The following is a 13,021-nucleotide window of genomic DNA, read 5'->3' on the forward strand; positions in this document are numbered from 1 at the left end:
ACAGTGACCGGATCGACCACACAGGACCGCTCCCACGACGTGATCGTCGTGGGCGCCGGATCGGCTGGGTGCGTGGTGGCGCGGCGGATGGTCGACCGGGGCGCGCGCGTGCTGCTGCTGGAGGCGGGCGGGCGCGACACCGACGAGACCATCCACGACCCGCGCCGCTTCGGCGAGCTGTGGTTCGGCCCGCGCGACTGGGCCTACCGGACCGACCCGCAGGAGCACGCCGCGGGCCGCCGCCTGCACTGGCCGCGCGGCCGGGTCGTGGGCGGGTCCGGCTCGCTCAACGCGATGGTCTACGCCCGCGGCGCGGCGGCCGACTACGACCACTGGGCCTACCTGGGCAACGACGGGTGGGCGTGGGACGACGTGCTGCCGGTGTACCGCGACATCGAGGACTTCGACGCGGGCGCGAGCGAGCTGCACGGCACCGGCGGCCCGCTGCCGGTGCTCAGCAAGTACGCCACCGACCCCATCCACGACGCACTGGTGGACGCGGCGGTGGAGACCGGCATCGGGTACAACCCGGACTACAACAGCGGTGTCCCCGACGGCGTGTCCCGCGTGCAGTTCACCATCTCCGGCGGTCGCCGGGCCAGTTCCGCGGTCGCCTACCTGCAACCGGTCTACGACAACCCGAACCTGGTCGTGGAGACCGACGCGCGGGCGAGCAGGCTGCTGTTCGACGGCACCCGCTGCGTCGGCGTGGAGTACGTCCGCGACGGGCAGGTGCGCCGGGCCACCGCGGCGGAGGTCGTCGTCAGCGCGGGCGCGGTCGAGTCGCCGAAGCTGCTGATGCTCTCCGGGATCGGCGACGCCGAGCACCTGCGGTCGGTGGGCGTCACCCCGCGGGTGCACCTGCCGGGGGTCGGGCGCAACCTGCACGACCACGTGCTGGTGCCGGTCGTGTTCACCACCGAGCGCGACCCCGGCCGCCCGTCGGCGGGCCTGGGCCCGGCCCAGACGCACCTGTTCTGGCGCAGCAGGCCCGGCTTGGCGGTGCCCGACGTGCAGCCGCTGCACTTCCCGGTCCCGATGTACCCGGAGGGCGCCACCGGTCCGATGCGCGGCTTCACCCTCCAGGCCGGTCTCGTCCGCCCCACCAGCCGCGGCTCGATCCGGCTGTCCGGGCCCGCAGCCACCGACGAGCTGCGCATCGACCCGAACACCCTCGGCACCGACACCGACCTGCGCGCCCTCACCGCCGCGGTCGAGCTGTGCCGGGAGATCGGCGCCGCCCCGGGCCTGCGCGCGGAGTGGGGCTCGGTGGAGGCGCACCCGGGCGCGGAGGACCTCGCCACCTACGTGCGCCGCACGGTCTCGACCTACCACCACCAGGTCGGCACCTGCAAGATGGGCGTCGACGCGGACGCCGTCGTCGACCCGCGGCTGCGCGTGCGCGGCGTGGACGGCCTCACCGTCGCCGACGCCTCGATCTTCCCCGCGGTGACCACCGGCAACACCCACGCGCCCGCGCTGCTGGCCGGTGAGCGGGCGGCGGCGTTCCTCGGGGCGGCCTCGTGACCGCGGTCGCGCCGGTCTCGGCGCCGCCGCGGGTCGGCGGGCGGTTCGTCGGCGGCGTGGCCCTGGCCAGCCTGGGCCTGTGGACCGCGCTCTACACCCCGGTCCAGGTGCTGCTGGCGCAGCAGCTCGCGGTCATCGCGCCCGCGGACAAGGAGTCGGCGCTCGGGTTCGTGACCGGGCTCGGCGCGCTGGTGGCCGTGGTCGCCAACCCGCTGGCGGGCGCCCTGTCCGACCGCACCACCTCCCGCTTCGGCAGGCGCAAGCCGTGGGTGGCCGGTGGCGCGGTCCTGGCCGTGGCGGGCCTGCTGTTCCTGCTGGGCCAGTCGACGGTGGCCGGGGTCGCCGCGGGCTGGGTCGTGGTGCAGGCGGCGCTGAGCGCGATGCTGGCCGGGCTGGTCGCCACCGTCCCCGACCAGGTCCCGGTGCGGCAGCGCGGGGTCGTCAGCGCCTGGGTCGGCGCGACCCAGCCGCTGGCGACGCTGGCGGGCACGGCGCTGGTGACGCTGGTGGTGGGCGGGTACGCGCTCGTCGCCGGGGTGCTGCTGGTGCTGGTGCTGCCGTTCCTGTTCTGGGTCCGCGACGACCGGGCCGCCGTGGCGCTGCCCCCGCTGCGGCTGCGCGGGTTCCTGGCGTCGTTCACCACCGGCCTGCGCACCGACGCGGACTTCCGGTGGGCCTGGCTGACGCGGTTCCTGATCCAGCTCGGCAACGCCACCGGCACCCTGTACCTGCTGTACTTCCTGCGCGACGAGATCAGGTACGCGGAGCTGTTCCCGGGCAAGCGCGCCGAGCAGGGCCTGCTGCTGCTGGTGCTGATCTACACCGTCGGCATCGTGGTGTCGGCGTTCGTCGGCGGGGTGGTGTCGGACCGGCTGGGCAGGCGCAAGGGGCTGGTGACGGCGGCGGGGCTGGTGATCGCGGCCGGGTCGGCGCCGCTGGCGGTGTGGCCGACGTGGCCGGTGACCGTGCTGTCGGCGGTCCTGCTGGGGCTCGGGTACGGGGTGTACGTGTCGGTGGACCAGGCGCTGATCACCCAGGTCCTGCCGACCGACGGCGACCGCGGCCGGGACCTCGGGGTGATCAGCGTGGCGAACTCGCTGCCGCACGTGCTCGGCCCGGTCATCGCCGCCCCGCTGGTGTCCTCGCTCGGCGGGTACCCGGCGCTGTTCGCGGTCACGGCGCTGCTGGGGCTGCTGGGCGCGGTCCTGGTGCAGCGCATCAAGAACGTCCCCTGACCCAGCCGGACGGGCCGCCTCCGATGCGGGGGCGGCCCGTTCGCCGTGTCCGGGGTCAGTCGGGCAGGCGAGCGCCGGTGGCGGCGTCGAAGAGGTGCACCGCGCCCGGGACCGGGACCAGGCCGAGCTTCTCGCCGCGCTGCCACGGGGACATGCCGGGGGCGCGGACCGCGATGGGCTCCGGGGCGCCGCCGTCCACCGCCACCCGGGAGGTCGACGTCGAGCAGTACAGGTACTGGTCGCTGCCCAGTTCCTCCACGACCTCGACCGTGGCGGGGATGCCGTCACCGGGGGCCTTGATCTCCCAGCCCTCGGGGCGCACGCCGACGACGACCGCCTCCGAGGTCAGCGCCGAGCGCTGGGCCGGGGTCAGCGGGATCGCGGAACCGTCCACCTCCGCCGACTCCCCGGACACCGCCCCGACGATCAGGTTCATCGCCGGGGAGCCGATGAACCCGGCGACGAAGAGGTTGGCGGGCTTGCCGAACAGGCCGATCGGCGTATCGCACTGTTGCAGGAGACCGTCCTTGAGCACCGCCACCCGGTCGCCCATCGTCATCGCCTCGACCTGGTCGTGGGTGACGTAGATCGTCGTGACGCCCAGCCGCCGCTGCAACGAGGCGATCTGCGTGCGGGTCTGCACGCGCAGCTTCGCGTCCAGGTTGGACAGCGGCTCGTCCATGCAGAAGACCTGCGGGGAGCGCACGATCGCCCGGCCCATCGCCACCCGCTGGCGCTGGCCGCCGGAGAGCTTGGCGGGCTTGCGGTCGAGGTACTCGGTCAGGCCCAGCAGCGCCGCCGCCTCGCGCACCCTGCTCTCGCGCTCGGACTTGGCCATCTTGGCGATCTTGAGGTGGAAGCCGATGTTCTCCCCCACCGTCATGTGCGGGTAGAGCGCGTAGTTCTGGAACACCATGGCGATGTCGCGTTCCTTCGGCGGCAGGTCGGTGACGTCGCGCTCGCCGATGTGGATCGTGCCGCCGTCGACGCCCTCCAGGCCCGCGAGCATCCGCAGGGTGGTCGACTTGCCGCATCCGGACGGGCCGACGAGCACCAGGAACTCACCGTCGGCGACCTCCAGGTCCAAGCCGTCGACGGCGGGGACGGGGTTGCCCGCGTAGTAGCGCGTGGTGCCCGCGAAGCTGACCGTTGCCATGGGGGACTGCCTTTCCCGACCGGGGCTACTTGCCCGCGCCGAGGGTGAGACCGGTGATGATCCGGCGGGCCAGCAGGACGTAGAGCACGAGCATCGGCAGCACCACGATGGCCACCCCGGCGACCAGGCCGCCGTACTCGGACTGGTAGCTCGCCGCGCTGTTGAACGCGAACAGCGCGCGGGCCAGGGTGAAGTTGGCGTTCTCGTTGAGGAACACGATCGACAGCAGCGTCTCGTTCCACAGGCCGATGGCGTTGAGGATCAGCGCGGTGATCAGCCCGCCGCGCGCCAGCGGCAGCATGATGGTGAAGAACGTCCGCGCCGGGGAGGCGCCGTCGATCGCGGCGGCCTCCTCCAGTTCGTCGGGCAGCGACCGGAAGAACCCGGTGAGCAGGAAGACGGTGAACGGCAGCGACAGCGCCACGTAGATCAGGAACAGCCCGAACAGGTTGTTCGTCAGGTCCAGCTCGGCCATGCCGATGAACAGCGGGATCACCACGGTCTGGAACGGGATGCCCATGCCGATGGCGACGAAGTTGGTCAGCCCGTCGGCCCCGCGCACCCCCAGCCGGGTCAGCGCGTAGGCGGCGGGCGCGGCCAGCAGCACGATCGCCACCGATGACACCGCCACCAGGATCACGGTGATCACGAACGCGCGGCCGAACCCGGCGTTGTTCCAGGCGTAGGCCAGGTTCCGGAACGCCTGCCCGCGCTCGATCCAGTACGACGGCAGCGCGAACGGCTCGGTGAAGATCTCGATCGGCGACTTGAACGCCGCCATCACCAGCCAGTACAGCACCAGCACGTTGAGCGCGGTGAACAGCCACACCACGGCCATGCCCAGCGCGCGCAGCGGGCTGAACCCGCGCGCGGTCGGCGCGGGCTTGGGCTTGCGCGGCGGCTTGCGGACGGGTCCGCCCAGCCGCTCGTCCACTGTCGAAGTCACAAGGCGCTCCCCGTCAATACTGGATCGTGTCGCGGCGCATGAGCCTGCGCAGCAGGACGACCAGGACCGACACCAGCAGGATCATCACGACCGCCGCCGCGCAGGCCATGCCGTACTGCGGGGCGCCCTGGTCGCCGAACGAGCGGTCGAACACGTAGACGCCGAGGGTCCAGGACCGGATCGGCGGCGAGTAGGTGCCCGGGCCCGCGAGCACGAACACCAGCTCGAAGATCTTGATCGCCGAGATCGTCCAGAGCACCCCGGCCACCCCGACCACGTCCCAGGTCAGCGGCAGGGTGACGTGCCGGAACTTCTGCCACGGGGTGGCCCCGGCGATGTCGGAGTCCTCGTAGAGGTACGGCGGGATGCGGTCCACCGCGGCCATCAGGATGGTGATGTAGAAGCCGGAGCTGGCCCAGATCAGGCAGCCGGTCACCACCCAGGTGATGTTCTCCGGCGCCAGGAACTTCACCGCGTCGATGCCCACGGACTCCAGCAGGTAGTTGGCCAGGCCCTGCCGGTTGGGCCGGTAGACGAGGATGATCCCGAAGAACATCCCCAGCGCCACCGGCGCCACGATGTTGGGGAAGAACAGGACCGCCCGCACGACCTTGCCGCCGCGCATCTCCCGCAGCACCATCGTGAACAGGAACGCCAGCAGGAACGTCCCGACCCCACCGGCCACGATGTAGAGCACGGTGTTGAGGAACGAGTACCGGAACGCGTCCGAGGCGATCAGCTCGCCGTAGTTGTCCAACCCGGTGAACCGCGGTGTGTCCCCCGCCCCGGACCAGGACGTGAAGCCCAGGACCACCGTCGCCACGGTGGGCACCAGCAGGAACAGCACGTACAGCGTGACGGCGGGCAGGAAGAACGGGAAGAACAGCCGCTTCTTCCTCGACAGGTGGGCACCCGCCGAGGAGGTGCGCTCCCCGGCAGGCGCGGTCACCGTGGCCATCAGTTGTTCGTCTTCCAGAACTCGGCCTGCTTGGCGGCCAGCCCCTCGACGAACTGCTTGGCGGTCAGCTTGCCCTTGAGCAGGTCGTTGTTGAGCGGGTAGAACACCGACTCGACCCACTTGCCGCCGGAGAGCGCGTCGAGCCCGTCCATGAAGATGGTGTGCTCGGCGTCGGACTCCAGCACGGACTTGATGTCCTTGAGCGAGTCCGGCACGGCCAGGTCGGCGCGCGGGGTCAGGTTGTCGGCCACCGCCGGGATGCCGGACAGGATGTCCTTGTTCAGCGTGTAGGCGATGAACGCCTTGGCCGCCTCGGGGTGCTTGGCCTTCTTGGTCACGGCGAACCCGAGCGGCAACTGCTCGACGACCTTGTGCTCGGCGCCGTCGGGCTGCGGGAACTGGAACGTGGCGTAGGAGATGCCCTTGTCCCCGCCCTGCTTGCTCAGGTACTCGCGGGTCTCGCTCGGCGCCCAGCTCCCCAGGAACAGGTACGCGGACTCGCCGTCGGCCCACCGCTGCTGCACCTGCGGGAACTTCGCCGCGTCCCACCCGTCGACCAGGTACTGCCCCTTGGCCAGCCGCTCCACCGGCTCGGCGGCCTTGGCCAGGTTCGGGTCCGACAGCCACGCCTGCCCGGTCTTGTCCAGCGCCACCTTCTCCAGGCCGCCCGCGCCCACGTACCGCTCGGCGATCTGGGTGTAGAAGTAGGCGTTGTAGAAGTCGATGTCACCGTCCTGGCTGACGGCGGCGAGCCCGTTCTCCTTGGCCTTGTCGAACAGCCCGAACAGCTCGTCGATGGTCTTCGGCGCCTGGAAGTCCTTGACCAGGTCCTTGTTGTACCACCAGGCGTTGCCGATCAGCTCGTACGGGATCTCGAAGATCTTGCCGTCGGCGTCCTTGTTGGCCGGGAAGTCCCAGGAGGTCGCGGGGATGACGTCGCGCACCTTCTTGTCGCCCTCACCGACCTTGTAGTCGAGCACGTCCTCGACGGTCTGCGTCCCACCCGGCGCCACGATCGCCGCCTTCACCTGGCTGACGTCCTGGTCGAACAGGTCCGGCACGGTGTCGGTGTTCAGGGCGGGCGCCACGTTCTGGGTCAGCAGCTTGCGCCCCAACCACTGCACGTTCACCTGCACGCCGGTCTTCTCGGTGAAGCACTTGATCGCCTTCCCGAGCACCTTCCCCTGCGGCTCGTCGGCGGTCCACATCGACCAGTAGGTGAACTCCTTGTCGGTGGCGGGCTTGGTCCCCACCTCCGGACACGGCGCGTTCAGGTACTCGTCCACACCCGGGAGGGTCAACTGCGCCTCACCGCCGCCGGAACCCGAGTCCGATCCCCCGCCACCACAGGCCGTGAGCACGAGCACGGACGCCGCAGCAAGGGCTGTCAGCCTGGTCGATCGCATCGCCACCACCCGATCCAGTTGCGTGATGTTGCGCAGTTTGGCCAGATACCAAACATCTGTCAACAAGTCCGGGTATTCCTTCACACGGACAGCCGCACTGCTGGATTGGTTTATACCAGTTGTCCGGACGGGGTGGTGGAACCCCGCCGCAACGGTGTGGACCGCCTTCCGGTCACCTCACCGCCCGGCGTTCTGAGACCTGACGTAACCGCAGGTCACCCCCGGTGTCCGCCCCGACAGCGGGATGTCGACTACGCCGTCGCGCCCGCGTCCGCGACCACGCGGACGAGGGTGTCGACGAGTTCGTCGGCGGTGGTGTGCCACTTGTCCGCACCGAGGTGGCCGCCGAGCTCCACGCTCGCGATGCCGTGGGCGCCCGCCAGCAGCAGGGCGCCGTAGTGCCGTGCGTCCCGCTCCCCCACGAAGCCGGCGACGACGGCCAGGAACTCGTCCCGGAAGCGCTCGACCGCGCGGTCGGCCACGGCCGGATCACCCACCGGCGCGCACAACTGGCGGACGCGATCAAACCCCTCACCGCGCGACCCGGACCGCTGCCCGCGTGGCCGGAACAGCATCTGGTGCACGTACGGCTGGTCCCGGCCGACTCCGATGAGGACGTGGAGAGCGCCGCGCAGCTTCTCGGCGGCCGACAGGGCCCCGTCGAGCCGCAGGGCGCGCACCCGGTCGCCGATCCGCTCCCAACTCTCGGCCGCGACGGCGGTCAACAGGCTGTCCTTGTCCGCGAAGTGCCGGTACGGCGCCCCCCGCGTCACACCTGCCCGCGCGCCCACCTCGCGCAGGGTGACCGCTTCCGGGCCGCCGAGGTCGAGCAGCTCCGCGGCCGCGTCCAGCAGGGCGCGTCGGGTGGCGGCGGCGGATTCCGCGCGGGTGGCCATGGGACGAGCATACAGTTGACGATGTCACCTGGACTGGTAGCGTGGTTGAGGTGACCATGTCATCTGAAAATCGGAAGCTGATCGTCGTGTCCGGGGCCTCCACCGGCCTGGGCGCTGCCACCGCCCGCGAACTGGCCCGCCGGGGGTTCCACGTCCTGGCCGGGGTGCGCCGCGACAGCGACGCCGACGCCATCCGCTCGACCGGCGTCGAGCCGGTCACCCTCGACATCACCGAACCCGAGCACGTGGGAGCACTCGCCGCGCGGGTCGCCGACGACCCCCGCGCGCTGCACGCGCTGGTCAACAACGCGGGCATCCAGGTGAACGCCCCGGTCGAGACCCTGCCGATGGCGCGGTGGCGGTGGGTGTTCGAGGTCAACCTGTTCGGCCACGTCGCCGTCACGCAGGCGCTGCTGCCCGCCCTGCTGCGCGGCCGGGGTCGCGTGGTCAACATCAGCTCGATCGGCGGTCGGGTCGCCATGCCCACCTACGGCGCGTACGCGGGCGCGAAGTTCGCCCTGGAGGCGGTCAGCGACGCCCTCCGCCGGGAGGTCGCGCCGCTGGGCGTGCGGGTGGTCGTGGTCGAGCCCGGCGGCATCCGCACGGAGATGGCCACCCGCGGCATCGCGACGGCGAACGACCTGGCCGCCGACATGACGCCGGAACAGGACGAGCGCTACGGCGACCTGGTCCGGGCGGTCAACGCGCTGATGGCCTCGGGCACCTCATCGGGCCTGACCGCCGACGCCGCCGCCCGACTCGTCGCGAAGGCCGTGACGACCCGCAGGCCGCGCACCCGCTACGCCATCGGCCGGGACGCCGCCCTGCTCACCCGCCTGACCCGGGTGCTGTCCGACCGCACGCTCGACCGCGTCACCGCCGCCACCCTGCGCCGCCACCACCCGAAGGGGGTCGCGCTCGCCGACCACGGCTGAGGGAGCAGGCGGCGACGATCAGGAGTCGTCCGGACGAGCGGGTCAGATGTGGGTGCCCAGCCAGCGCAGAACGTCCGGGAGGACGGCCGTCCAGTACTCCTCGTCGTGGGCGCCGTCGGTGAGTTCCGCCCGTTCGGGTCTCGCCTTCTCGACCAGTTGGCGGGCGGCGGGGGCGAAGGGGTCGTCGGTGCCGCACCACACCCCGAGGGCCGTGCCGTTGAGGTCCTGGGTGTGGCGGAGGGGTTCCGCTTCCTCCCACTGGGACTTCGAGGCGAAGACCGAGCGGAGCCTGGCCTCGTTCCAGGAGGTGAACAGGGCCGGGCTGATGGCGGCGGTGGCGGCGGGGTGGTGGGTGCGGGCGTGGCCCAGGGCACCGAAGGCGCCCATGGAGATGCCCATGAGCACCCCGGGTTCCGGGCGCAGGCCCAGTTCGGCGAGCCAGCCGGGGAGTTCGTCCGACAGCATCGCCCGCGGGTCGTCGGCGGGGTCGGCGGCGGTCCAGTAGCGGTCGCCGCCGTCGACCGAGACGACGGCGTAGGCGGGCATCCCGGCGGTGACCGCCGCGGTGAGGGCGGCGGGGACGCCGAGGTTGGCGAACATGGTGGCGTCGGCGCCTCGGCCGTGCAGGGCGAGGCAGACCGGGAGGTCACGCACCTGGGTGCCCTCCGGGCGGATGACCACCACGTTCACCGTGCGGCCACGGGCCTTCGACTGGAACGGGGTCGACTGGACCGCGGGGGGCGCGGGGCTGTCGAGGGCCGTGCGGGGCACCGTCGTGGGGGTGACCGGGGTGGCGATGCTCTTGGGCTTGAGGAGCCACCTGCCGAACACGCCGATGCCCGCCACCCCGACGACCGCCGCCGCCGTCCCGGTCAGCACGGTGCGGCGGTTCAGGCGGGGCGGCTCGGCGTCGGGCATGGGCGCATCGTCGCCGGTGTCGGCGTGCGGCACCAGTCGGCGGACTAGTCGTCCTCGTCGTCTTCGTCGTCTTCGCTGGTGCGGGGGGGCTTGTACGGGTCGGGCTCGCCCGCGTGGACGGCACCGGAGGCGCGGGCGGCGACCTCGGCGTCGGCGGCGCGGGCCTTGGCCAGCAGGTCGTCGATGCCGCGGGCGACGTCGGGGACCTGGTCGGGGACGAAGGTCAGCGTCGGGGTGAAGCGGACGCCGGTGCCCTGGCCGACCATGGTGCGCAGCCTGCCCTTGGCGCTCTCCAGCGCCTGGGCGACGCCCTGGTGGTCGGGCTCGACGTCGATCTTGGGGCCGATGACCGTGTAGTACACGGTGGCCTCGTGCAGGTCACCGGTCACCCGGGTGTCGGTGATGGTGACACCGGTCAGCCGGGGGTCCTTGACCTCGTGCTCGATGGCCGAGGCCACGATCTGGGAGATGCGCTTCGCCATCTTGCGGGCGCGGGGTGCGTCGGCCACGACGCTCCTTCTTTCTTTCTCGTACGGGTCAGTCGTCTTCCGGTCCGAGCAGCCTGCGCCGGGCCGACAGCAGTTCCAGCTCCGGTCGACCGGCCACCAGCCGCTCGCAGGCGTCGAGCACCTCGCCGACGTGGCCGGACTCGGCGGCGACCGCGGCCACCCCGATCAGGGCGCGGCGGTGCAGGTCGAGGTGCCCGGCTTCGGCGACCGCGACGTCGAAGCGCTTGCGCAGCTCGGCCACGACGGGCCGCACCGCGGAGCGCTTCTCCTTGAGTGAGTGGACATCACCGAGCAGGACATCCAGTTCGAGGGCGCCGACGAACAAAGTGACATCACCGTGGGTGTGCTCGTGGAGGACAGGGCGAGGAGACCCCGGGTGGCGCCGCAGCGCCACCCGGGGTCGACCGACTACGCGCGCGGCTTCTCGCGCATCTCGTAGGTCTCGATGATGTCGCCGACGCGCAGGTCGTTGTACGACCCGAGCGTCAGACCGCACTCGAAGCCCTCCCGGACCTCGACCGCGTCGTCCTTGAACCGGCGCAGCGAGCTGATCGGCAGGCCTTCCTGCACCACGACGCTGTCGCGGATGAGGCGGGCCTTGGAGTTCCGCCGGATCTCACCGGAGAGCACCATGCAACCGGCGATCGTGCCGACCTTGGAGGACTTGAACATGTCGCGGACCTCGGCGCGGCCGAGCTCCACCTCCTCGTAGATCGGCTTGAGCATGCCCTTGAGGGCCGCCTCGATCTCGTCGATCGCCTGGTAGATCACCGAGTAGTAGCGGACATCGATGCCCTCGCGGTTGGCCAGCTCGGTGGCCTTGCCCTCCGCGCGGACGTTGAAGCCGATCACGATGATGTTGTCCGCGATCGCCAGGTTGATGTCGCCCTCGGTGATGCCGCCGACGCCGCGGTGGATGACCCGCAGCTCGACCTCGTCGCCCACGTCGATCTTCGTGAGTGCGTCCTCCAGTGCCTCGACGGTACCGGAGTTGTCACCCTTGATGATCAGGTTGAGCTGGCTGGTCTCCTTCAGCGCGGCGTCGAGGTCCTCCAGGCTGATGCGCTTGCGCTTCTGCGCGTTCTGCGCGGCCCGGTTCCTGGCGGCCCGGCGCTCGGCGATCTGCCGGGCGGTCCGGTCCTCCTCGACGACCAGGAACGTGTCGCCCGCCCCGGGCACCGACGTGAAGCCGATGACCTGGACCGGGCGCGACGGGGTCGCCTCGGTGATGTCCTCGTTGAACTCGTCGACCATGCGGCGCACGCGGCCGTAGGCGTCGCCCGCGACGATGGAGTCGCCGACGCGCAGCGTGCCGCGCTGCACCAGCACCGTGGCGACCGGACCGCGACCGCGGTCGAGGTGCGCCTCGATGGCCACGCCCTGGGCCTCCATGTCCGGGTTGGCCCGCAGGTCCAGCGCCGCGTCCGCGGTCAGCAGGATCGCCTCGAGCAGCCCGTCGATGTTGGTGCCCTGCTTGGCCGAGATGTCGACGAACATGGTGTCGCCGCCGTACTCCTCGGCGACCAGCCCGTACTCGGTGAGCTGCTGGCGGATCTTCTGAGGGTTCGCACCCTCCTTGTCGATCTTGTTGATCGCCACCACGACCGGCACACCGGCGGCCTGCGCGTGGTTGATCGCCTCCACCGTCTGCGGCATGACACCGTCGTCGGCCGCGACCACGATCACGGCGATGTCGGTGGCCTGCGCACCACGGGCTCGCATGGCGGTGAACGCCTCGTGACCCGGGGTGTCGATGAAGGTGATCAGCCGCTCGCGGCCCTCGAGGGCCGTCGCGACCTGGTAGGCACCGATGTGCTGGGTGATGCCACCGGCCTCGCCCTCGTGCACGGTCGTCTTGCGGATCGTGTCGAGGAGGCGGGTCTTACCGTGGTCGACGTGACCCATGACGGTCACGACCGGCGGGCGCGCCTGCAGGTCGTCCTCGTCGCCGGAGTCCTCGCCGTAGCTGATCTTGAACGAGTCGAGCAGCTCGCGGTCCTCCTCCTCGGGGGACACGACCTGCACGGTGTAGTTCATCTCCGTGCCGAGCAGCTCCAGGACCTCGTCGGAGACCGACTGGGTCGCGGTGACCATCTCGCCGAGGTGGAACAGCACCTGCACCAGCGAAGCCGGGTTGGCGTTGATCTTGTCGGCGAAGTCGGTCAGCGAGGAGCCCCGGGCCAGCCGGATCGTCTCGCCGCTGCCCTTGGGGAGGCGGACACCGCCGACGCTGGGCGCCTGCATGTTGTCCATGTACTCCTGGCGCTTCTGCCGCTTGGACTTGCGCCCACGCCGCGAAGGACCACCGGGGCGGCCGAACGCGCCCGCGGCACCGCCGCGACCGCCGCCACCACCGGGGCGACCACCGCCACCGCGGAAGCCACCACCACCGGCCGGGGCACCGCCACCGCCACCGGGGCGGAAACCGCCACCGGCACCGGCACCGCCGCCGCCACCCGGGCGGAAGCCACCGCCACCGCCGCCGCCACCGGGGCCGCCGCGGAAGCCACCGCCGCCGCCTGCGCCACCGGGACC

At 71.5% G+C, this 13,021-nt stretch carries 13 protein-coding genes; 4 read left to right on the forward strand and 9 right to left on the reverse strand.

Annotation, left to right across the window (positions count from 1 at the left end):
* Positions 1-3 precede the first annotated feature (3 nt).
* Entirely contained in the window at positions 4-1,527 is a 1,524-nt protein-coding gene (locus L6E12_RS10930) for a GMC family oxidoreductase N-terminal domain-containing protein (RefSeq protein ID WP_308074656.1), read from the forward strand.
* Positions 1,524-2,762: an MFS transporter gene (locus L6E12_RS10935; RefSeq protein WP_236227763.1), complete on the forward strand. Its 1,239-nt coding sequence runs from the start codon at positions 1,524-1,526 to the stop codon at positions 2,760-2,762. The genes L6E12_RS10930 and L6E12_RS10935 overlap by 4 nt, the downstream gene beginning before the upstream one ends.
* A 55-nt stretch (positions 2,763-2,817) precedes the next feature.
* On the opposite strand, the gene L6E12_RS10940 is transcribed toward L6E12_RS10935, so the two are convergent.
* The 5 genes from L6E12_RS10940 to L6E12_RS10960 all read right to left on the reverse strand — a co-directional run bounded on the left by L6E12_RS10940 (position 2,818) and on the right by L6E12_RS10960 (position 8,124).
* Entirely contained in the window at positions 2,818-3,918 is a 1,101-nt protein-coding gene (locus L6E12_RS10940) for an ABC transporter ATP-binding protein (RefSeq protein ID WP_236227764.1), read from the reverse strand.
* A 25-nt stretch (positions 3,919-3,943) separates the two neighbouring features.
* Positions 3,944-4,864, reverse strand: a complete 921-nt coding sequence (locus tag L6E12_RS10945; protein ID WP_236227765.1) for a carbohydrate ABC transporter permease — start codon at positions 4,862-4,864, stop codon at positions 3,944-3,946.
* 13 nt (positions 4,865-4,877) lie between these two features.
* Complete coding sequence (locus L6E12_RS10950; protein ID WP_236227766.1) at positions 4,878-5,822, reverse strand: carbohydrate ABC transporter permease; 945 nt, start codon at positions 5,820-5,822, stop codon at positions 4,878-4,880.
* Positions 5,822-7,108: an ABC transporter substrate-binding protein gene (locus L6E12_RS10955; protein ID WP_236227767.1), complete on the reverse strand. Its 1,287-nt coding sequence runs from the start codon at positions 7,106-7,108 to the stop codon at positions 5,822-5,824. Before L6E12_RS10955 ends, L6E12_RS10950 begins: the two co-directional genes overlap by 1 nt.
* Positions 7,109-7,479: 371 nt before the next feature.
* Entirely contained in the window at positions 7,480-8,124 is a 645-nt protein-coding gene (locus L6E12_RS10960) for a TetR/AcrR family transcriptional regulator (protein WP_236227768.1), read from the reverse strand.
* A gap of 56 nt (positions 8,125-8,180) precedes the next feature.
* On the opposite strand from L6E12_RS10960, the gene L6E12_RS10965 reads away from it, so the two are divergent.
* The gene (locus L6E12_RS10965) at positions 8,181-9,059 is read left to right on the forward strand and encodes an SDR family oxidoreductase (protein WP_236227781.1); all 879 of its coding nucleotides are present in this window, start codon (positions 8,181-8,183) and stop codon (positions 9,057-9,059) included.
* Between the two features lie 42 nt (positions 9,060-9,101).
* On the opposite strand, the gene L6E12_RS10970 is transcribed toward L6E12_RS10965, so the two are convergent.
* From L6E12_RS10970 to L6E12_RS10980, 3 genes are read right to left on the reverse strand one after another with little or no spacing between them, the layout of a single operon-like run.
* The gene (locus L6E12_RS10970) at positions 9,102-9,977 is read right to left on the reverse strand and encodes an alpha/beta hydrolase family protein (RefSeq protein WP_236227769.1); all 876 of its coding nucleotides are present in this window, start codon (positions 9,975-9,977) and stop codon (positions 9,102-9,104) included.
* Between the two features lie 44 nt (positions 9,978-10,021).
* The gene (rbfA, locus tag L6E12_RS10975; protein ID WP_236227770.1) at positions 10,022-10,486 is read right to left on the reverse strand and encodes a 30S ribosome-binding factor RbfA; all 465 of its coding nucleotides are present in this window, start codon (positions 10,484-10,486) and stop codon (positions 10,022-10,024) included.
* A gap of 28 nt (positions 10,487-10,514) precedes the next feature.
* On the reverse strand, positions 10,515-10,811 hold the full coding sequence (locus L6E12_RS10980; protein WP_236227771.1) for a DUF503 domain-containing protein: 297 nt from the start codon (positions 10,809-10,811) through the stop codon (positions 10,515-10,517).
* Between L6E12_RS10980 and L6E12_RS10985 the strand changes: the two genes are divergently transcribed.
* Complete coding sequence (locus L6E12_RS10985) at positions 10,764-10,925, forward strand: hypothetical protein (protein WP_236227782.1); 162 nt, start codon at positions 10,764-10,766, stop codon at positions 10,923-10,925. The genes L6E12_RS10980 and L6E12_RS10985 overlap by 48 nt on opposite strands.
* Here L6E12_RS10985 and infB read toward each other — a convergent pair.
* Positions 10,895-13,021: translation initiation factor IF-2 (gene infB, locus L6E12_RS10990; RefSeq protein ID WP_236227772.1), on the reverse strand; the 2,127-nt coding region annotated here is incomplete at its 5' end. The genes L6E12_RS10985 and infB overlap by 31 nt on opposite strands.

The sequence above is a fragment of the Actinokineospora sp. PR83 genome, from assembly GCF_021056305.1.
Taxonomy (GTDB): Bacteria; Actinomycetota; Actinomycetes; order Mycobacteriales; family Pseudonocardiaceae; genus Actinokineospora; species Actinokineospora spheciospongiae.

Coding starts and splice junctions, on each gene's coding strand:
- L6E12_RS10960 (WP_236227768.1), bottom strand. CDS start 8,124: ATGGCCACCCGCGCGGAATCCGCCGCCGCCACCCGACGCGCCCTGCTG.
- L6E12_RS10950 (WP_236227766.1), bottom strand. CDS start 5,822: ATGGCCACGGTGACCGCGCCTGCCGGGGAGCGCACCTCCTCGGCGGGT.
- L6E12_RS10970 (WP_236227769.1), bottom strand. CDS start 9,977: ATGCCCGACGCCGAGCCGCCCCGCCTGAACCGCCGCACCGTGCTGACC.
- L6E12_RS10940 (WP_236227764.1), bottom strand. CDS start 3,918: ATGGCAACGGTCAGCTTCGCGGGCACCACGCGCTACTACGCGGGCAAC.
- L6E12_RS10965 (WP_236227781.1), top strand. CDS start 8,181: ATGTCATCTGAAAATCGGAAGCTGATCGTCGTGTCCGGGGCCTCCACC.